The 19264-nt window shown below is 36.6% G+C and carries 16 protein-coding genes; 8 read left to right on the top strand and 8 right to left on the bottom strand.

Annotated elements, in window-relative coordinates; translation table 11 throughout:
• Positions 1–250: 250 nt before the first annotated feature.
• Together ACQY44_RS23135 and ACQY44_RS23130 are read right to left on the bottom strand one after the other, a co-directional pair.
• On the bottom strand, positions 251–2437 hold the full coding sequence (locus tag ACQY44_RS23135) for a hypothetical protein (RefSeq protein ID WP_428232642.1): 2187 nt from the start codon (positions 2435–2437) through the stop codon (positions 251–253).
• A gap of 181 nt (positions 2438–2618) precedes the next feature.
• A complete protein-coding gene (locus ACQY44_RS23130) occupies positions 2619–2789 on the bottom strand; it encodes a hypothetical protein (protein WP_428232641.1) in 171 nt (56 codons plus the stop codon).
• A 345-nt stretch (positions 2790–3134) separates the two neighbouring features.
• Here ACQY44_RS23130 and ACQY44_RS23125 point away from each other — a divergent pair, with 345 nt between their 5' ends.
• Together ACQY44_RS23125 and ACQY44_RS23120 are read left to right on the top strand one after the other, a co-directional pair.
• Complete coding sequence (locus ACQY44_RS23125; RefSeq protein ID WP_428232640.1) at positions 3135–5276, top strand: catalase; 2142 nt, start codon at positions 3135–3137, stop codon at positions 5274–5276.
• Between the two features lie 23 nt (positions 5277–5299).
• Complete coding sequence (locus ACQY44_RS23120) at positions 5300–5869, top strand: ferritin-like domain-containing protein (protein WP_428232639.1); 570 nt, start codon at positions 5300–5302, stop codon at positions 5867–5869.
• A 145-nt stretch (positions 5870–6014) separates the two neighbouring features.
• Here the strand turns inward: ACQY44_RS23120 and ACQY44_RS23115 are convergent, their stop codons facing one another.
• Genes ACQY44_RS23115 through ACQY44_RS23095 form a run of 5 tightly spaced genes read right to left on the bottom strand, consistent with a single transcriptional unit; the run spans position 6015 to position 10284 of the window.
• Positions 6015–7640, bottom strand: a complete 1626-nt coding sequence (locus tag ACQY44_RS23115) for a sensor histidine kinase (RefSeq protein WP_428232638.1) — start codon at positions 7638–7640, stop codon at positions 6015–6017.
• 5 nt (positions 7641–7645) lie between these two features.
• Positions 7646–8659 (bottom strand): SpoIIE family protein phosphatase, encoded by a 1014-nt coding sequence (locus tag ACQY44_RS23110; RefSeq protein ID WP_428232637.1) that lies wholly within the window; start codon positions 8657–8659, stop codon positions 7646–7648.
• On the bottom strand, positions 8652–9065 hold the full coding sequence (locus ACQY44_RS23105; RefSeq protein WP_428232636.1) for an anti-sigma regulatory factor: 414 nt from the start codon (positions 9063–9065) through the stop codon (positions 8652–8654). Before ACQY44_RS23105 ends, ACQY44_RS23110 begins: the two co-directional genes overlap by 8 nt.
• Positions 9046–9444, bottom strand: a complete 399-nt coding sequence (locus ACQY44_RS23100; protein ID WP_428232635.1) for an STAS domain-containing protein — start codon at positions 9442–9444, stop codon at positions 9046–9048. Before ACQY44_RS23100 ends, ACQY44_RS23105 begins: the two co-directional genes overlap by 20 nt.
• A gap of 9 nt (positions 9445–9453) precedes the next feature.
• Positions 9454–10284: an STAS domain-containing protein gene (locus tag ACQY44_RS23095; RefSeq protein WP_428232634.1), complete on the bottom strand. Its 831-nt coding sequence runs from the start codon at positions 10282–10284 to the stop codon at positions 9454–9456.
• Positions 10285–10745: 461 nt separating this feature from the next.
• Between ACQY44_RS23095 and ACQY44_RS23090 the strand changes: the two genes are divergently transcribed.
• The 5 genes from ACQY44_RS23090 to ACQY44_RS23070 all read left to right on the top strand — a co-directional run bounded on the left by ACQY44_RS23090 (position 10746) and on the right by ACQY44_RS23070 (position 16586).
• Complete coding sequence (locus ACQY44_RS23090; RefSeq protein ID WP_428232633.1) at positions 10746–11648, top strand: helix-turn-helix domain-containing protein; 903 nt, start codon at positions 10746–10748, stop codon at positions 11646–11648.
• Positions 11649–11738: 90 nt separating this feature from the next.
• Entirely contained in the window at positions 11739–12383 is a 645-nt protein-coding gene (locus ACQY44_RS23085; RefSeq protein ID WP_428232632.1) for an SDR family NAD(P)-dependent oxidoreductase, read from the top strand.
• Between the two features lie 140 nt (positions 12384–12523).
• Entirely contained in the window at positions 12524–13699 is a 1176-nt protein-coding gene (locus ACQY44_RS23080; protein ID WP_428232631.1) for an MFS transporter, read from the top strand.
• Between the two features lie 29 nt (positions 13700–13728).
• Complete coding sequence (locus tag ACQY44_RS23075; protein WP_428232630.1) at positions 13729–15129, top strand: amidohydrolase family protein; 1401 nt, start codon at positions 13729–13731, stop codon at positions 15127–15129.
• A gap of 86 nt (positions 15130–15215) precedes the next feature.
• Positions 15216–16586 carry a TolC family protein gene (locus ACQY44_RS23070; protein WP_428232629.1) on the top strand — a complete coding sequence of 457 codons (1371 nt, stop codon included), beginning with the start codon at positions 15216–15218 and terminating at the stop codon, positions 16584–16586.
• A gap of 65 nt (positions 16587–16651) precedes the next feature.
• Here the strand turns inward: ACQY44_RS23070 and ACQY44_RS23065 are convergent, their stop codons facing one another.
• Positions 16652–17038: a lipocalin-like domain-containing protein gene (locus ACQY44_RS23065; protein ID WP_428232628.1), complete on the bottom strand. Its 387-nt coding sequence runs from the start codon at positions 17036–17038 to the stop codon at positions 16652–16654.
• 504 nt (positions 17039–17542) lie between these two features.
• Between ACQY44_RS23065 and ACQY44_RS23060 the strand changes: the two genes are divergently transcribed.
• Complete coding sequence (locus tag ACQY44_RS23060) at positions 17543–19264, top strand: flavin monoamine oxidase family protein (RefSeq protein WP_428232627.1); 1722 nt, start codon at positions 17543–17545, stop codon at positions 19262–19264.

The following is a 19264-nucleotide window of genomic DNA, read 5'->3' as shown; positions in this document are numbered from 1 at the left end:
TACTTTATCTTATACAATTAAACATACAAAACACTTACTTTTTAAGAGTTATTTCGTATTATAAACATAACTCCATTATTAACAATACTATATTCTTGCCTAAACAGGTTTCAATTACAGCTCTGTTCACCCTGCATTTCATTAATTCAAAATTTACTTTGATGCTTTTAACAAAGATGCTGCCATCGCTTTGGTATCTTTCGCAAAATTAAATGGATTTAATTCATCTTTTTCTTTAGCATTCTTTTACTTACCATTTTATTTTAATGGTGCTGTTTCCCGGAATCTTGTAATGCATTGCGCGGGCAGTGTTTTTTACCGGTAGTATAAAATTCTTTTGATACGATACTTCGATGTCTTTTTTATCGTTCCCTGAAAAAAGAATACTGAAATTGCATTCAAAATCAGCACAACCTAAAACGGTCAGCGTAATACTATTTTTTACTTTTTTGCATCCGGTGACCGGGTAATCGGTAAAAAATAAAAACTCTTCTCCTTTTACTTTATGGTATTGTCTTGTCAGGACCCCAAAACCTACTCCGGCGCCATATACCTCCTGTCCTACCTGTCCGCTTTTTTTCCATCCATTATACAGGTCTTCCAGCGGAATCCACAATTCTTTACCTATCTCACCTGTTTTTACTTCCTCTGATATCATTTCCTGCGGAAGTTTTGGAGGATAATAATACGGGAACCTGCTTATGGCAAATTTTAAAAATTCCGGTATTAAAATTTTAAGAGAAGGAAGCAGATCTATTGAGGAAGACTGTATCAAATACTCTGAAAGCCCTGCATATACTTCCATTTCCTCATATGCTGCTGTGTATGGTGCATCATTAAGAGGGAAAACAGAAAAGTAATTCGGGTAATTTTTTCCATATCCGTATTGGCAGTCCCATATCTGCATATTTTTGAACAGCCCTGCAATACAGGCATAACTCAAATCCAGATATTCCTGCTTGCCGGTAATCTTGTATAATTCCAGTAAAGCCCCGGCAGAGAAAGCTGTATTATTAGCCTGATAAAAAATATCAAATCCTCGTCCGGTTAGTTTTTTCACGGCTTTCTCAGCCTCATTCAAATAACGTTTATCGTTGGTTAGATGAAACAGCAGCAACATCAGATGCGCATAGGATCCGGGCACATCTTTTTCTCCTCCTTTTCCAGGCGCAGTCTCTTTTCTTATTACTTCCAGGGTATCCATCTTATAAAATACCGGCCACTGGTAATCAAAATGATGGGCGACTTTGATGGCGAATTCTACCGATTTTAAAAGCAGTTCTTCTGCTTTCTTTTCCCCTTTCAAAGCAAGTCGGGCAAGATTCATAAGCGGATGATGCAGATACCAGGCATCCATGACCATTTCCTGCTTTTGTATCTCGGAATTGTCGAGTTTCTGACTTAATTCAGGAAGCCAGCGGTTTATAGTTTTTACTTTTGGATCATAAAAAGCATCAAGACCATCAAGCAGATCATCATAAACCGGAGGCGTTTCGCCGTACCAGTCCTTTAATTCATTAAGCGGCATCAAAACAGCCAGCTGCACCATAACCTCTGCGGGCGTATCGTAATCGCACATATAGGCATTGAGATACGGTGTGCCTTTTGTCTGGGTCCAGCAGCCTTTGTTTTGTTGGAGATCTTCAAGGCATCTTTGGGTAATTTCCGGCCAATTATGATAGATCACTTCAGGATGTGGTAATACACAGTAAACTTCTGCTAAATGGTTTAAAAATTGAAGTGTTTCCTGAATTTCATTTTCTATAATTTTTTCGGAAAATAAAACATAAGCATCCGAAATTATATACAACTTATCCGAAGGCAATGGATTGTTTTGCGCAACCGGTAACTGGAAACCAATTTCAGGCCAGCTTCCTCCCACACTATCATCCAGTGAAGTTTCAGTCACCTGACAATAGTCGCTGAGAGAACCAAGATCCTGGAAATAGAAAATAGAGCCCGTTTTTGGTTTGGTCATGCTCGCAAAAACAATTCCTGAACGGGAGCCTTCCTGGTTCACATGAATATGTCCATGTGAATTTTCAATATTTCCACTCTGTGTTAAAGGAATAATATCCCTCGGCCAAAACGGAATTACCAAAGGAAGGTTGGCCTTAAAAGTTGTTGTATAATGCAGTAAAGTACTATCAGATTTAGGAAATGAAATAGAAGTACTGTACTTACCCAGTCTTGTTTCTAAAGCAATTATAAGTACTTCACCATCATCAAATAAATTGGTTACTTCAAAACAACTGTTCATACCGAAAGCGGCCCGAAAAGCGATTTTTCCTTTATCCGGCCAATTGACCACGATCCATAAAGAATCGCCTGTATTATAGACCTGAAAAATATAGTTTTGAAAATCCTTTTCCCAAATTGCGGAGTTGTTTTCTAAATCGGCATGCACAGTTGCTGCCCAAGGTGAGATGGTATGCATGATTCATTCGTTTTAAAAAAATTTTTATTCGGTTTTAGCATGCGATTGTACAGCTGCTGCGCCGTTACAATGATGGTACAACTGTTTGGCAAAAACATCGGGATATTTTGGGGTTGTGAATCAGTTTTAATTTTTTTTGGTATACTATATATTAAAGTATAAAAATATTTAATTTTATCACTCAGTTGTCTGCCGGTAAAAGCTGTGACTCCATAAATTTCCCGGTAACAATTGTACCTTGTTCATCTTCCCACTGGGTAATGACGTTTTCTATTAAATCCGGTTCGAAATCAATTATTTTCATCACCTGATTACCAAATTCCTGCTGTACATTTTGACCTTTCTTAAACATATTTTTGATACTTAAGGGTTAATTAAATTTTCATTTCAATTTTAATAATTTAAAAGTAATATGACGATATGTAAATAATTTACAAGATTGCGCCGCTTTATTATATTATTATTTGATTTGATTTAAGAAATCGTGAACTAAACATAACTAGCTGTTTATTAAGAAACTCCACTTAATGATAATTGTGTAATGTAGGAATTATAATCATGTAACTTCATCACATATTCAATAGGTACATTTGAAATTGCTTGAAAAACACAACTAAGAATTTATCTTCTTTTTTACAGAAGTTAGATGATCAACTTCTGATTCAGGCTTTATTTGTAACCAATAACACTTCACAATATGGAAAATTTACAAGATGAAAAGCAGAGAGATCTGTCTATCAACAAATCTGACGGTACTAACAAGTTTTTAACAACTGACCAGGGCGTTAGAATTAACGATGATAATAATTCTTTAAAGGCAGGTGAAAGAGGCCCCTCTTTATTAGAGGATTTTATTCTTCGCGAAAAGATTACACATTTCGACCATGAAAGAATTCCGGAACGTATTGTACACGCAAGAGGCTCTGGAGCTCATGGCTTTTTTGAGGTCACCAACCCAATTCCCGAATTGACAAAAGCAGGTTTTCTACAGGAAAAAGGACTGAAGACACCTGTTTTTACAAGGTTTTCTACCGTTGCAGGATCACGTGGATCTACAGATTTAGCACGTGATGTTCGCGGTTTCTCTGTTAAATTCTATACTCAGGAAGGCATTTACGACTTAGTGGGTAATAATATCCCTGTGTTTTTTATTCAGGATGCCTCCAAGTTTCCGGATCTGATCCATGCCGTAAAACCAGAACCCCACAATGAAATTCCGCAAGCCGCATCAGCACACGATACTTTTTGGGATTTTATATCCCTTATGCCGGAATCTATGCACATGATTATGTGGGTAATGTCAGACCGCTCTATACCGAGAAGCTATCGTATGATGGAAGGTTTTGGGGTACACACTTTTAGATTAATCAATCAAGCAGGCGAATCCACTTTTGTGAAATTTCACTGGAAACCTAAATTGGGAACGCATGCGGTCGCTTGGGATGAAGCGCAAAAAATTTCGGGTAAAAACCCTGATTTTCACAGACAGGATTTGTGGGAAGCAATCGAAATGGGGAATTTTCCGGAATGGGAATTAGGTGTGCAGATCATACCTTCAGCAGACGAAAACAAATATGAGTTTGATTTGCTTGATCCTACCAAACTGGTTCCCGAAGAACTTGTGCCAGTCACTATTGTGGGGCGAATGGTGCTCAACAGAAATCCGGATAACTTCTTTGCAGAAACAGAGCAGATTGCTTTTCACCCCGGACACGTTGTTCCCGGAATAGATTTTTCTAATGATCCTTTATTACAAGGACGTTTATTCTCTTATACTGATACGCAATTATCCAGACTGGGAAGTCCAAATTTCCACGAAATTCCAATTAACAGAAGTGTAGCTCCTGTACACAATAATCAACGCGACGGACACATGCGCCAGGAAATAAACACAGGCCGTGTAAGTTATCATCCCAATTCTCTGGGAGGCGGATGTCCATATCAGGCTAAAATTGCCGAAGGTGGATTTTCAAGTTTTGAAGAACGTATTGATGCTCATAAAGTAAGGGAAAGAAGTGAAAGTTTTTCAGATCATTTCGGACAGGCTAAATTATTCTTCAACAGTCAGACATCAACAGAAAAAAGCCATATCATCAAAGCATTGCGTTTTGAATTGGGTAAGGTAGAAACTACCGCTATACGCGTCAGAATGCTTGGCCTCTTATCTCAGGTAGACAGGGATTTAGCTGAAAAAGTAGCTATCGGCCTTGGCGCTACAGTTCCTCCTGTTTTGGAAACACCTTTAAATCATGGTGTATCTCCTGAAAATGAAAATGGAAATCAGGAACCAAAAACAATAAAATCATCTGTGGATTCTTCTAATGCGTTAACGATGCTTAAAAACCCAACCAACTCCTCTACAATTGCCTCGAGAAAAGTGGCTATTATAGCAGCAGACGGAGTTTCTGAAGCCGCCGTCATGAATATCAAAAGTGCTTTATTAAAACAAGATGCCAAAGGCTGTATTATTGCCCCTCATCTTGGATCGATACTGACAGATGCTGATGGGGAGATTCATGTAGATTTCAGTTTTCTTACCGAATCATCTGTACTTTTTGATGCTGTTTATATTCCGGACGGATTAGGCCTGAGTGTACTTACCGACAGCGATGATGTCAATGAGTTTTTAAATGATGCTTATAAACACTGCAAGGTAATAGGAGCCGACGGAGCTGCTTCTGCCGTGTTGAATGCTGCACCATTTGCCTCTAAAATCACCAATGAAGATCAGGGTCTTATCATTACCAGTGAGGTTGCAAGTGCAGAATTTGCGCAGGAATTTATCTCCGCAATGGGCAAGCACCGATTCTGGGAAAGAGAAACCAACCTATACAATTAACAAACAACTAAAATCTATTTTTTATGAAAAATTCAGAAAAACAAAACGATACAAAAACTACTGTAAAAGGCAGCAAACAAACTATTGTACAACCCGTAAGCGGTGCAGCAAAAGAACTTAAGGAATTGTTTATTGACAGTCTAAAAGATATTTACTGGGCAGAAAATGCCCTGGTGAGTGCTTTGCCAAAAATGGCCGCCAATGCTACCTCTGCAGCTCTCGCATCAACTATTAAAGAACACCATGCCGTAACCCTGAACCAAGTGGCACGTCTGGAAAATGTCTTTGATCTTTTGGGGGAAAAAGCAGAAGGAAAAAAATGTGAAGCAATGGCGGGACTTTTAAAGGAAGGAGACAGCATTCTGGAGGAAACAGAACCCGGCGCTGTAAGAGATGCAGGAATTATAGCCGCATCGCAAAAAATTGAACACTACGAAATTGCTACTTACGGAACACTGGTAGCTTTTGCCAAAACACTTGGAGAAAACGATGCAGCCAAATTCTTAACCCAAACACTGGCAGAAGAAAAAGAAGCAGATTGCCTCCTTAATGAAGTAGCCTTAAACGCCGTAAACATTGTAGCGGCTGAATAAATAAAGTATATTGTTTAAAAATAAAACCCGACAGGCTATAAAAATCTGTCGGGTTTTTGTTGGTATTAAAGAACTGAAAGTACATATTTTAGCACGTTCTTGTTTCTCGGCCAAATTTTAAACCGCATTTAATTGAAAACAACTATTATTTAGGAAGATAGATAAAAAATGTAGTCCCTTTACCTGGCTGGCTGGTAAAATTGATAATACCATTGTGGTTTTCTATAATTCTTTTGCACAGTGCAAGACCTATCCCATTACCACCATATTGATCACGCTGATGTAAACGCTGGAACATGTCAAAAATACGACCAGAATATTCACTATCCATACCAATTCCATTATCTGCGATAGTAATTATGTGATACTTGCCTTCGGGACTGAAAGTATCTATAGAAATAGCGGAGTGTGCAGCATCACCAGATGTAATAGTTACAATAGGCTGTGTACTATTAAATTTTAGTCCGTTGTTTATTAAATTGAAAAAAAGCTGCCTAAGCTGAACATTCAAGCCTGAGACAACAGGTAATTTGCCAACGTTTACAATTGCATTTTTCTCCTCAATTATCAGACTTAAATCGCTCATGGTTTCCGTGACGATTTCATCAAGATCTACTTCAGTGAATTTTAATTCCCTATTATCTACGCGTGAATAATTTAAAACATCAGCAATTAAGCTGGACATTCGTCCTGCCGCACTGGTCATTTTATCAAAATAATATTCTGTCTTCTGTTGTTCTGAAAAATGTTCTCCGGCCCGGGACAACATAATCATTATTTTACGCAGAGGTTCTTGCAAATCATGAGAAGCGATATAAGCAAATTGCTGTAATTCTTTATTTTTGAATACCAATTTAGAATTTGCATTTTCTAATTCACTTTGTATCAGTTTCAGCTCCGAGTTATTTTTAAGCGTTTCTTCAACCGTTTTTTGGGCATTGATATCTACAAAATAAATAAGCCAGTTATTAAAAGTTCCATCCTCTGTAGAATTAGGAACAATTGATATCAAATGCCATATGTATGATGAACCTTTTTTAATTCTTGCTTCACCGGAAAACTGCGATCGGTTTTTCTTGACCTTATTCCAATTCTCAATGATAACATCAATATCATCAGGATGAATAAATGAACTTATCTCTCTTTTATCAAAATTAAGAAATACTGCTTCCAAAATTTGTTTCAGCGAATCGTTCGCCAGTAAAATATTGTTTCGGTCATTTACAATGCAAATCAGTACCGGAATAGTATTGGCTAATTGCCTGTACCTATTTTCACTTTCACCCAATTTTTCAGAAAGTGCAATAAGCTCAATATTTTTTTTTCTTATTTCATCATATGGTGAAACGGGTGGTTCGTATTTAAAATAATCCGCAAGTGTTTTTATTTTTGTATCTGATAAAAGTCCGGGTGAAGTAACCTGATGACTTAAAGTTGTGATGGAATAATTATCTGCAAAGCTGTATTCAATATTACCTGAAATTTTTGCTGCATATTTAAAAGCTTCCGGATTGCATCTTTTTAAGTCTACCGAATCTGTAAGTATAGCAACAATCTCTTTTTGTGTCGCTTTGATCACATTGATACCCAGCGTAAGAACAGAATCTTTTCCGTTTGCTATTGAACATCTCGCAACTTCAGATACTGCAGTAGAAAATCTGGTCTGAGCCGAAGTTGGCATTCCGCACATTTCAGCTATTTTCATAGATCTTTTATGGGCCAGTATTAGGTCCATTTCATTATCTAAATTTATTCTAACTACTTCTTTCATGTTGCCTAATTTATTTTCCCGACTAAAACAGTTGCATCATCCGTACCTCTGATATTGTCCTTTAACAAAGAGGAAGCAATTATGCTGGGATTCTGTTTTATAATTGAAACTAAATCATTAAGATTCCATCTTGTTCTCAAGCCGTCGCTATGCATGATAATTATTTGATGCTTTTGATAAGGAACTATTGTACTATTAAGGGTTCTTGGAATATTATGTCCTAAAATACCATTATACGGCGTATAGGTTTTATTTTCAAGACCATTGTAAATTCGGGTATTGATATTACCAATTCCGCAAATATTCCAGGTTTGTGTCTTATAATCTACAGAGGCAACTGTAGCGACAAGTCCCCTGCTCTTTTTAACCGCATCATGAATTTCTCTCAATATTGTCGTAGTTTCATTTGATGTGGATTCTTTAAAAGCATTTATCGCCATTTCAACTGCTCCATGAGCATTTAATCCGTGACCTAAACCATCCCCAACAAATATTTGAAACCCTTTTGTCGTATATTTAATATGATAACCGTCTCCACAAACTCTTTCACCGGGATAATTTACGCTAAGAGCAGAAAAATTCAGTCCCGGAGCCGCAGGAGCAATCTTAAAATCAGCGTGATCACAAATTTTTATATATTGAACCGTACCCCAGCCTTTCATGGAGTAAATTTGAAATTCATTGCTCAATCTTTTTATAGCTCCCAAACCCTGTCCTAAAGTATTAGAAGTTGAGTAACCATCACTCATTATTTTGAACACATTCTCAATTCCTGCTCCATTGTCGAGACAATATATCTCGATCTCTTTTTTACCATCAGTTTGATGACTGCGATATAAAAGTTCGCCGTTTCCGGGAAATTTAATAATGTTTGAGGTAAGTTCCGCAACAATAATATCTGTTTCAGCAGCGCGATGCGGAGTAAAACCTATTTGAAGTGCAAGATTATGAATTTCCCTTTTTATAAAAGCAATAAGGCTACGGTCATCAATTTTGCAACTGGAAAAAGTATTATCCATTTTTCCATTTTATTATGGTAACAGTTGTTCCGTTTCCTAATTCTGTGTGAATATTAAATTCATTAACGAGTCTTTTGGTACCGGGTAATCCCAGTCCTAAACTTTTTCCGGTACTATATCCGTCTTTCATAGCAAGATCAATATCTGCAATCCCTGGTCCATTGTCAATAAAAGTTACTCGTACCCCATAATCACGCCCATTATTAACTTCCTCTACAATTACTTTACCGCCACCGCCATATTTTAATAGATTACGGACAAGTTCACTAGTTGCTGTTATTAATTTGGTTTGATTTAGAATACTCATTCCTACTTTAATACCATAATCGCGTACGCGGTTACGCAATGGTACCACATCCTGTTCCTTTATAATTGGTACTTCTTCTTTAGTAGTCGTTGTTATCATCTGCAAACTCGTCGTTATCGCCATTATACATTTTTGCGCGAAGAAGATCCATGCCTTTTTCAACATTAAGAGCACTGATCACGCCGTTTAATGATAACCCAAGTTCAACAAGTGTAATAGCGACTGCCGGCTGCATACCCACTACTACTGTTTGCGCATCCATAATTTTTGACATTACAGCTATGTTACCTAAAATACGCCCCATAAAAGAGTCAATTATTGATACTGCAGAGATATCAATTAATACCCCTTTTGAGCTGTATTTATTGATAGTATTTATTAGATCAGATTCAAGATTTTCTGCCAGTTGGTCATACAAATCTACTTGTATCGTAACCAACAAAAAATCTCCCATCTTAAGTATAGGAATTCTTTCCATATTTATTAATTATTTTCTTTTCACAACAGTAAGCTGAAGCATATCAAAAGCTGTCTGAAGAGCGCTGGCAAGAGATGTTTTTGTAATAATTCCTGTAAGATCGATTCCTAAATGTACCACTGTCTGTGCAATTTCCGGACGGATACCACTAATGATACACTCTGCCCCCATTAGTCGTGTTGCACTGACTGTTTTGATTAAGTGCTGTGCTACAAGTGAGTCAACAGCAGGTACGCCTGAAATATCAAGTATGGCAATTGAGCTTCCTGTATCCACAATTTGTTGTAAAAGATTTTCCATTACCACCTGAGTTCTTGAACTATCCAATGTTCCTATGATAGGTAATGCTACCACACCTTCCCAAACTCTGATAACCGGGGTCGAAATCTCGCTGATCTCATCAATTTGTCTTGAAATAACATCTTCGCGCCCTCTCATAAACGCTTCAAACGTCATGATGGTCATATTATCTACTAAAGCTCCTAATTGAAGATTTGCATCATATAAGCGTGCAGCATCTTTCTCTATTTCTGATAAAATTTGAGAAGCTGCTTCCTTAAATGAAATAAGATACTGTGCATTTTCACGAGGAGAGAAACCGCGTTTCGCTCTTGAACTTGAAATACCCATCATTAAGTCATAAACCTTGTCGAACTCTTTTGAATGAAGATCTTCAGCATTTTCTTTTGAAAGAGCGTCTAATAAAAGAGAGGTAAATTCTTTTGATTCTTCTTCTTCAGTTGCACCATCAGTTGACCCTTTTTCTAATAAAAGTCTGGTCCAGATATTTAATAATTTGCTTTCATGCTTCTTCAAGCCAACTAAAACATTCTTTTGCATTTGCTATGGTATTTTTTTGTGATTTCTTAAACAAATATAACAATAAATAAACCCTTATAATTAAAAGAATACAAAAATCTTAAAAAAGTGCGTTCACTACTTTTTGAAATCTAAAGACAGCTTATTTTACTCACTATTCCATATTATTAAAAGACTTTTATTTCTATATTAAAAGTATAATCTGAACTAATATTGCTAAGAAAACAGATATGGCATTAGTATAAAATAATCTGTTTTTAATCCATATTCACACAATTGGCTTCTTTCTTAATTTTAAATAAAAACTCGAAAAGTGACAGTTAACAACTTAAATGTATTTATTTAGATAAAAAATAATTTACTACTCCATACCCCGATTTTTTTTAGTTAAACTAATAAAATTTGGTTAGTTTTTGTTATCGACTTCTATTTTAACATTAAAAAAAGAAATTGATAATATTTGTTTTTTATAACTTTGCATCATGGAAAATTCACAAAGTATCAACGGATTTTATGATTATTATAATAATCTTGTACCGCACCACATAAAACAACAGGCAGGGCATTTTAATGTATTTCCATTAGAAGATCTTGGAGAAGCAAAGTCTAAGTGTTCTTCTTTTGGACGTAAAGAATTCTTTAAAATAAGCCTGATGAAAGGACATAACAAGTATTATTATGGCGATAAAATAGCCCATATAAAAGACTATGTTCTTGTCTTTGCCAATCCTCAGACCCCATATCATTGGGAACCTATGGACGACAATCAATCCGGAGTATTTAGCATCTTTACCGCTGATTTTTTTCATAATTCTGCAGTACAGTATTTTCAGGATTATCCTGTTTTTAAAGATATCAATCATTCTGTTGTACCGCTAACAGAAGAACAATATGAACAATTTTATGCTATTTTCAATAAGATGGTTCTTGAAATTGAGTCTGATTATTATTATAAGTATGACGTTTTAAGTAATTTAACTCTCGAGATCATACATTCAGCATTAAAAATACAGTCGGTTGCAATTGTAAAACAAGCTGTAAGTGGTGCAGCAAGAATCTCCTCACAATTTACTGAGTTATTGGAGCGCCAATTCCCAATAGAATCCACCAAACAAAGACTCAATATGCGTTTTCCTGTAAACTTTTCTCAATCCTTACTTGTTCATGTAAACCATTTAAATAAAGTAATGAAAGAAAGCACAGGTAAAACAACAACAACTATAATCTCTGAACGAATTATGCAGGAGGCAAGAATACTGTTGAAACATACACAGTGGTCAATATCTGAGATTGCATGGAGTTTGGGTTTTGAAGAGTTACCACACTTTATCAACTTTTTCAAAAAGAACGAAGGAGAAACGCCAAAAGGCTATCGCGGAATTTGATTGAATTTCGCATCCTTTTATTTGTTTGGTGTAATTTAGCAACGGTTAACCCGATGTAACTTTGCTTAAGAAATTTAAACAAATAATATCATGAAAAAATCAATCGTAATTATTGGTGCCGGAAAAGGTCTAAGTATCTCAGTGGCTAAAAAATTTGGTGAACAAGGGTATCAAATCGGACTAATAAGTCGCAATGCTGAAAACGGGAATAAACTCTCTACAATACTTTCTAACTTAGGTTATACAACTTACTTTTTTGCTGCAGATGCCGGCGATAAAATTTCTTTAGAATCTGCTATTAATGACTTAAAACAAAAACTTGGAGGTGTTGATGTATTATTATACAATGCTGCACTATTTAAAGAACAAGATATCTTAACAGCATCCTCTGAATCCTTATCTGAGGATTTTAAAGTAAATGTTGGCGGAGCTCTCGATGCCGTAAAATTTTTATACGAAGATTTAAAGAAAAACAAGGGAAGCGTATTAATTACCGGCGGAGGACTTTCTTCTTATCCACATCCAATGTATGGATCACTTTCTATTGGGAAAGCAGGTATTCGTAATCTGGCAATTCAACTAAATGAGCGTTTGAAGGATGACGGGATATATGTAGGCACTTTAACTGTAAATAATTACATGAATGCTGAAAGCACCACACATACTCCTGATATGGTGGCCGAACAATTTTGGAACTTATTTGTCAATAAGGACGCAGCAGAAGTTCAATACTAAAAAAATCAATCACTCTTATTAGCCCGTAGGTATACAATTTATTTTGTGAATTACTTGCGTATTCATTTATCCATTTTTTTTGGATACGGATTCCCTATGCCTAATTCTAGCAGAAACACAATTAATTAAATAAAAATAAAATGAAAAAAATAGCCTATGCCAGTTGTTTGGGAGTTATTGGGATCCTTACTGCAGAATTTGCTGTAATTGGTATCATGCCTCAGATAGCAGCACATTATCAAATCACAATGGATCAAGCGGGAATTCTAATGAGTGCTTTTGCATTTGTTGTCGCTGTTGCCGGTCCTTTTATGAGCTTATTATCTTCTGGCTTCGATAGAAAAAAAGTGATGATGGCAAGTTTAACCCTGTTTTTGATAGCCTCTGTTGTTTCAAGCTTTTCACCGCCATTTTGGCTTTTGCTAGCCATTAGAATATTACCTGCATTTTTACATTCTGTTTATTATGCGGCAGCAATTGCAGCAGTTATTAATGTAGCCCAGGAAAAAGATCAGCACAAAATGATGGCCATTGCTTTAAGCGGTGTTAGCATCGCAACGGTAAGTACCATACCATTGGCAACTTATTTAGCTTCCCTATTCACGTGGCAGTATTCATTTGTTTTCCAATCTGTCATATGTCTCCTGGCATTACTATGTGTATATCGCGTAATGCCTGCAATGCCTGTAAAAGTCAAGCCCACAATTGGAAGTCAGGTAAAAATCCTTAAAAATCCATCTGTAATACTTAGTCTTTTAATGATACTATTTATGTTTGCGGCAGAATTTTCACTTTATAGCTATTTTGCCGGATACCTTTATGATGTAAAGAAGATTAACGCAATTTCCATTAGCTATTTCATGTTTCTCTTTGGTATTGCAGGTTTGGCAGGAACCTGGCTGGCTGGAAAGGTGTTAAGCAGAAATATCCCTGCAACAACAATAGGATTTATTGCAGCTTGTAATATTATTATACCAATCTTTTTGTACCTGTCCGGCATCTCAATCTTTTGGATTGTCCCATTAATCACCTTGTGGGGAGTGGCTTATGCTCCCGGATTTTTAATCGCGACCTCTTCTATCAGCTCTGCTGCGCCTGGTGCTTTGGAATTTTCCAATGGAATGGCAGCCTCATTTGCAAATTTCGGAATTACGATTGGAACACTGACGGGAGGAGCTGTAATTGCAGCTTATGGTGTTAATGAATTGCCTTATGTGGCACTTTTCTTTGGGTGTGTCGCCATAATTATGACTCTGATCAGAATTAGTATTGAGCGCAAAAAATCAACAAAAATGGCAATATTAAAAACCGCTTAATTAATAAAATAACAATAACATTAAATAAAATGAAAAGAATAAAAAACAATAGTATCACAAATAGTAGTGATAGCCAAATATTAATAAAAGGAGCTACAATTATTAGCATGGATGATGCTGTCGGAAATTTCGTTAAAGGGGATATATTGATTACAGATAGTAAAATCGAGGCTATTGGTCACAATCTGGAAGCCGAGGGTGCTACAATTATTAATGCTACAGGAATGATTGCTATTCCCGGACTTATTGATGCCCATAGACATGCCTGGCAAGGTTCTTTAAGAAGATTAATGCCTAATGTAGAGAATTTAACCGATTATGTAAGTGATATTCACTTTGCTTTTGCAAGACACTATCGCCCAAAGGATATGTACACCGGTACACTATTAAATATGATAAGTTGTATTGATTCCGGAGTTACAACTGTAATTGATGCTTCGCACAATGCCCGAACAGCAGCTCATAGTGAATTTTCTATTGATGCTTTGGAAGATTCAGGAATTAGAGCTTTGTATGCTCCGGGAAAACCTCTGGCGGGGGATTGGGAAAACCATTGGCCAGAAGATTTGGAACGCCTACAGAAAGAACGTTTTCAATCAAAAGACCAATTGGTTCAATTGGCTATGTTTTCTCAACCCGACAGAGACAATTGGAGTGTTGCGAGAAAATTGAATCTGCCAATTATAACTGAAATGCTTGGAGCCGAAATGTCTGCATTATTACCATCATTTCAAAAAGAAGGCTTGCTGGGACCAGACAATATCTTTAATCATGTTACAGGACTAACAGACGAAGCCTGGCAAATAATTAGTGAATCTGGAGTTAAGGTAATTATTGATCCGCGTTCTGATGCACAATATGCATTGGAGGAAGGTGTATTCCCTTATGACAGAGCTATACAAAACGGATTAAAACCAGCAATTGGAACTGATCTTGAAAGCGCTTATGGCGGTGATATGTTTACCGAAATGCGTGTTGCTTTTTCATTACAGCGTGCTTTTGGACAAAATCGCAGATATAATGGTGATAAAAGTTCACTACATCATATGAGTGTTAAGGATATCCTTGAATCTGCCACCATAAACGGAGCTATTGTAGCTGGATTAGGAGACAAAACTGGTAGTTTAAAACCAGGTAAAGAAGCAGATATCGTTTTATTACGTACAGACGACATCAATATTTATCCTGCATTAAATGCTATAGGAGCTGTAGTACATGCTGCTGATAGAAGTAATGTAGACACAGTAATGGTTGGGGGACGCATCTTAAAATCGGCAGGAAAACTTTTAGGGATTGATCAGGAGCAGTTAAAAACGCTTGTGGATGAATCTATAGGATACCTGTTTGAAGCAGAAGGCTATCAACCCAATATTTTTGCTGAAGAATATATCCCAAGTGCTAAGAATGATGGATTTTGGACAGCCATCTAATTAGTCTCCTGAGTAAAGCCTGATACTTTTCAGGCTTTATTTTCTAGCATATCTATAAAAATTAATTAGAGTAACCACAAAAAGTTATGAAACATTACAGCACACAAAAGTTTTACCAGTTTACTTTCAGACTTTTATTTTTGATAGTAGCCGCGTTTATTTTATTTGGAACGCAATCGCTATTAGCGCAAAAAGAGATTTCTCTTGAGGAAACTATTGCAATTGCAATTCAACACAATCGAAAACTAAAAGTAGATTCTATTGCTATTGGTATTGCTCAGCAAAACACAATTTTTGAAAAAAGCACGTTATTACCAAGAGTAGAAATTAACACTCAGACCAATCATTATTTTCAACAACCAGCTGCTTTTAATACTATTGCAGGATCCAATTTAGTCGGCTATTCACGTCCTTCCGGAAAAGATCAGTCTAATGCAGACTTACTAATGGAGATGCCAATATTAAATCTTCCAGAATACAAAAGACACGAAATTAATCTGCTTGAGGAAAAACAAAGCCAATTAAAATATAATGCCAGTAAAATTGATCTGCGGACAGAAGTGGAACAGGTTTACCTAAGAGTTGTCATTCTGGAAAAAAAGATACAATTACAGAATAAAAGCCTGACAAGAAATCGTAAAATATTAGAAGATGCCCGCTTTCTTTTTTCTAAAGGCAAAATTTCTGAAGCCGACACTTTGAGCGCCTTTGCATCCTACTACCGAATTGAACCGGATATACTAAAACTGCAAAATACTTTAACATCCGGTAAATCACGTTTAAATTTATTAATGGGAGCCCATTTAAAACAGGATATCATACTTACCGATACTTTAAGATATACCAATACTGAACTTCCCATAATTCCAGATGCTGAGCAAATCTATAATGATGCGGCTATAAATAAGCCTGGTATTAAAATTTTGCAGTTTAATGAGGATATGACGGCAAAAAATGTAGAAATGGCAAAACGATATGCCTTCCCTACCATCAAGGCAGTTGGACAATATACTATTCAAACACAAGCAAATAGTTTAGAGTATGACAAATCTCTGTATCCAAATACATCTTACATTGGAATAAAAATGAATATTCCAATAATGCTGGGTAATGCCATAAAATCAAAAGTACAGACAGCAAAATATGAAAATACTCAAGCTACCTTAAGAATACAGGTTGCTAAAAAACTATTAGCGTCAGATATAGCAGATGTTATTGCTCTTATTACGGAATCATCGACGAGCGTAAAAAAACAATTAATGGTAGTAGAAGCTGCAACAAAGAGCTATCAAATTACAGAAAAACAGTATAGAAATGGAACCTCAACAAGAATAGAGCTCAATATTACAGAAGATGCCTTAAGAACTGCAGAATCAGATTTAATAACTGCTACTTATAGTTTTTATCTTGCTCAAATTGAACTGGAGCGCTTGCAGGCTACAGATGTTACGATATAAAAACAAGTACATTTTTTAAACTTGTTTCTTTATGATATTTACTCAAGGCAGACAAATTCCTCTGATTAAGGTTTTGTCCACGAAAGGATAACACTAAAAACTTTACTACGACCTCGCAGAACCAATGTCTTCTTGTTAAGCACTTCAATCTCCCGGATTAAATCTGTGCCAATCCAGGATTCTTGAGAAGAATACTCAATACTATGAATAACCAGATTATCGTGAATCCTGTACCTTCCACTATAAGAAAGAATATTATTAAAAATTAAATTACTGATATAAGGAAATGCAGATTTCTCCGCTCTGATTTCAACAGACATTTTTCCATTTGGTTCATAAGTAATTGCTCCCTTTGCATTTCTACCCCAGTTCCACTTTATAGAACCAAAAGCCATTTTAAAGGAAACTAAATTCCATTTTCCTAATAGATCAATTACATTTATTTCCATCATTCAATTTTTTTAGCTTTTACTGCAATTGTTCGGTTTTCCTATGGCCTTTTGAATTTCACAATATTTTTTCTGACCTATATGTTATTTTTTTTAAGAAAGCTGGTCTGGAGAAAACCCATGCTTTTTCTAAAAAAAATATGCAGTTTTCAAATTCATGCACAGACATAGTAAGTTAACTATTATTCTTCAAACAAACCAGAAAGTCCACTAATAAACTTTGTTTCTGAAATAGTTATAGCAGAAAGACGATCTCCTAATCATACAAATGAAGGTTAGCCATCTTTGATTGTATCGCCTTTGGATTACAATTTTAAATGGAGTAAAACAATAAAATAGGATTGCTGCCATAAAAAAAGTGCTTTTGATCTGTAAAAATTAAAAATACCGTATGCTACAATATAAAAACAGGTAGAATTACGCTTAAAAATTCCGATTTTACTGACTTTATTTGTTAAAGAATTTCATTCGCTAAAAGAATAAACCAATAAACTAAACCACCTGATCATGGAAAACTATTTACACGGCTTACTCGACGAAGACGACGACCATATTGTCCAGCAATACTTAAAGTACATTGACAACGGAATCCCGCGTACGAATAAACCAAAAGACGTATTAATCATTGGTGCCGGAATGGCGGGAATGGTAGCTGCAGCTCTGTTAAAACAGGCTGGCCATAATGTTACGATAGTCGAATCAAACACACGTGTTGGCGGCAGAATCAAGACTTTCAGGAATTCTAAAAGCAAAAAATATTTTGAAGACGACAGTGTGTATGGCGAAGCCGGTGCGATGCGCATCCCAACCATACACCATATGGTGCTCAAATACATTGATAAACTCGGGCTCAAAACCGAGCCTTTTTATTATCTGTCTGTCGATAAGGAGCAGGCAATTGCACATCAGGCAGACCCCACTAAACCGGAGCCGGAGGTGACCAGAAATTCCCTTTTCTACGTTAACCGCAAACGTGTTGTTCAAAATGAATATATCCCAAAAAATACAACTACGACTGTCGATGTCAACAAACTACTGGACTTTCATCTCGGTAGCAGCGAAAACATGCGTGCCGACCAGTTAATGGCTAATCTCATTAATCCGCTTAAGGATTTTATTAAAGAAGATCCTAAGAAAAACTGGCCTTTGTTAATCGAGCGCTACGGAGAATATTCGATGCGTCGTTTCTTAAAGGAAAATTCGATGTATTCAGAGAATGCCATCGAGATGATTGGGGTCATGCAAAATCTGGAGTCCAGGATGGCCTATGATTTTATCCAGAGTTTTATTGAGCAAAATATCATCAAGGATTCTACCCGGTTTGTAGAGATTGTTGGCGGAAGCGACGTACTGCCAAATGCGTTCTTTAAAGCGCATAGTCTCGAAGAAAATACCTATTTTGACTGTAGGATGACCAAAATGACACTCATTAACGACAAGGTAAAGATAGAAGTGGATATTGAAGTGCAACGTGACTTTCAGTTTTATGAAGACGCAGGGTTCAAAGCATTAAAAACGCCGGTCGGTGATTTGGAATTTAATGAAGTGATTGTCACCATACCCTTTTCGGCATTACGACATGTGTACGTAACACCACAATTTAAGCAGCATAAACGAAAAGCAATCCGCGAACTGCACTACGATTCTGCTACTAAAATATTGCTCGAATTTCGTGAGAAATGGTGGCAGGAAGCGCCTTATAATATTGTTGGCGGCGGTACGATTACTGATTTTTCAAATCGTTTTACCTATTATCCGAGCAATGATTTGGGGAGTAAAGGACATGGTGTCGTGCTGGCGTCTTATTGCTGGTCTGACGAAGCAAGCCGTTGGGATTCTATGGACGACGACGACAGGTATTTTTATGCGCTTAAAAACCTCGCCATCATGCACTCCGATGACGAGAAGGAACAGCAGCGCATTATCAACCTTGCTGTAATTACCTCAAGCATTAAGGACCGGAAAAACAAAGCGGGAAAATTGATTGGTGCCGCAACACAAAGCTGGATGCGCGACCCGTATGCTTATGGTGAAGCGGCAATATTTAATCCCGGCCAGTTACAATTATTGCAGCGTCATATCATCTCAACTGAATGGAATGGAAAAGCACATTTTGCGGGAGAGCATACTTCTCTGAAACATGCCTGGATCGAAGGTGCCATCGAGTCCGGAATTCGCACTGCACTCGAAGTCAATGAAAATACTGGTAACCTGAATAACCCAATTTAA

Origin of the sequence: Flavobacterium sp., assembly GCF_965277525.1 — a bacterium.
GTDB lineage: Bacteria > Bacteroidota > Bacteroidia > Flavobacteriales > Flavobacteriaceae > Flavobacterium.
Note: the sequence above shows the minus strand (reverse complement) of the source record. Positions and strands in the feature narration are given on the sequence as shown.

What these genes read in the sequence shown, in the direction of transcription:
- ACQY44_RS23135 (WP_428232642.1), bottom strand. Translation starts at nt 2,437, where the DNA reads ATGCATACCATCTCACCTTGGGCAGCAACTGTGCATGCCGATTTAGAA.
- ACQY44_RS23130 (WP_428232641.1), bottom strand. Translation starts at nt 2,789, where the DNA reads ATGTTTAAGAAAGGTCAAAATGTACAGCAGGAATTTGGTAATCAGGTG.
- ACQY44_RS23125 (WP_428232640.1), top strand. Translation starts at nt 3,135, where the DNA reads ATGGAAAATTTACAAGATGAAAAGCAGAGAGATCTGTCTATCAACAAA.
- ACQY44_RS23120 (WP_428232639.1), top strand. Translation starts at nt 5,300, where the DNA reads ATGAAAAATTCAGAAAAACAAAACGATACAAAAACTACTGTAAAAGGC.
- ACQY44_RS23115 (WP_428232638.1), bottom strand. Translation starts at nt 7,640, where the DNA reads ATGAAAGAAGTAGTTAGAATAAATTTAGATAATGAAATGGACCTAATA.
- ACQY44_RS23110 (WP_428232637.1), bottom strand. Translation starts at nt 8,659, where the DNA reads ATGGATAATACTTTTTCCAGTTGCAAAATTGATGACCGTAGCCTTATT.
- ACQY44_RS23105 (WP_428232636.1), bottom strand. Translation starts at nt 9,065, where the DNA reads ATGATAACAACGACTACTAAAGAAGAAGTACCAATTATAAAGGAACAG.
- ACQY44_RS23100 (WP_428232635.1), bottom strand. Translation starts at nt 9,444, where the DNA reads ATGGAAAGAATTCCTATACTTAAGATGGGAGATTTTTTGTTGGTTACG.
- ACQY44_RS23095 (WP_428232634.1), bottom strand. Translation starts at nt 10,284, where the DNA reads ATGCAAAAGAATGTTTTAGTTGGCTTGAAGAAGCATGAAAGCAAATTA.
- ACQY44_RS23090 (WP_428232633.1), top strand. Translation starts at nt 10,746, where the DNA reads ATGGAAAATTCACAAAGTATCAACGGATTTTATGATTATTATAATAAT.
- ACQY44_RS23085 (WP_428232632.1), top strand. Translation starts at nt 11,739, where the DNA reads ATGAAAAAATCAATCGTAATTATTGGTGCCGGAAAAGGTCTAAGTATC.
- ACQY44_RS23080 (WP_428232631.1), top strand. Translation starts at nt 12,524, where the DNA reads ATGAAAAAAATAGCCTATGCCAGTTGTTTGGGAGTTATTGGGATCCTT.
- ACQY44_RS23075 (WP_428232630.1), top strand. Translation starts at nt 13,729, where the DNA reads ATGAAAAGAATAAAAAACAATAGTATCACAAATAGTAGTGATAGCCAA.
- ACQY44_RS23070 (WP_428232629.1), top strand. Translation starts at nt 15,216, where the DNA reads ATGAAACATTACAGCACACAAAAGTTTTACCAGTTTACTTTCAGACTT.
- ACQY44_RS23065 (WP_428232628.1), bottom strand. Translation starts at nt 17,038, where the DNA reads ATGATGGAAATAAATGTAATTGATCTATTAGGAAAATGGAATTTAGTT.
- ACQY44_RS23060 (WP_428232627.1), top strand. Translation starts at nt 17,543, where the DNA reads ATGGAAAACTATTTACACGGCTTACTCGACGAAGACGACGACCATATT.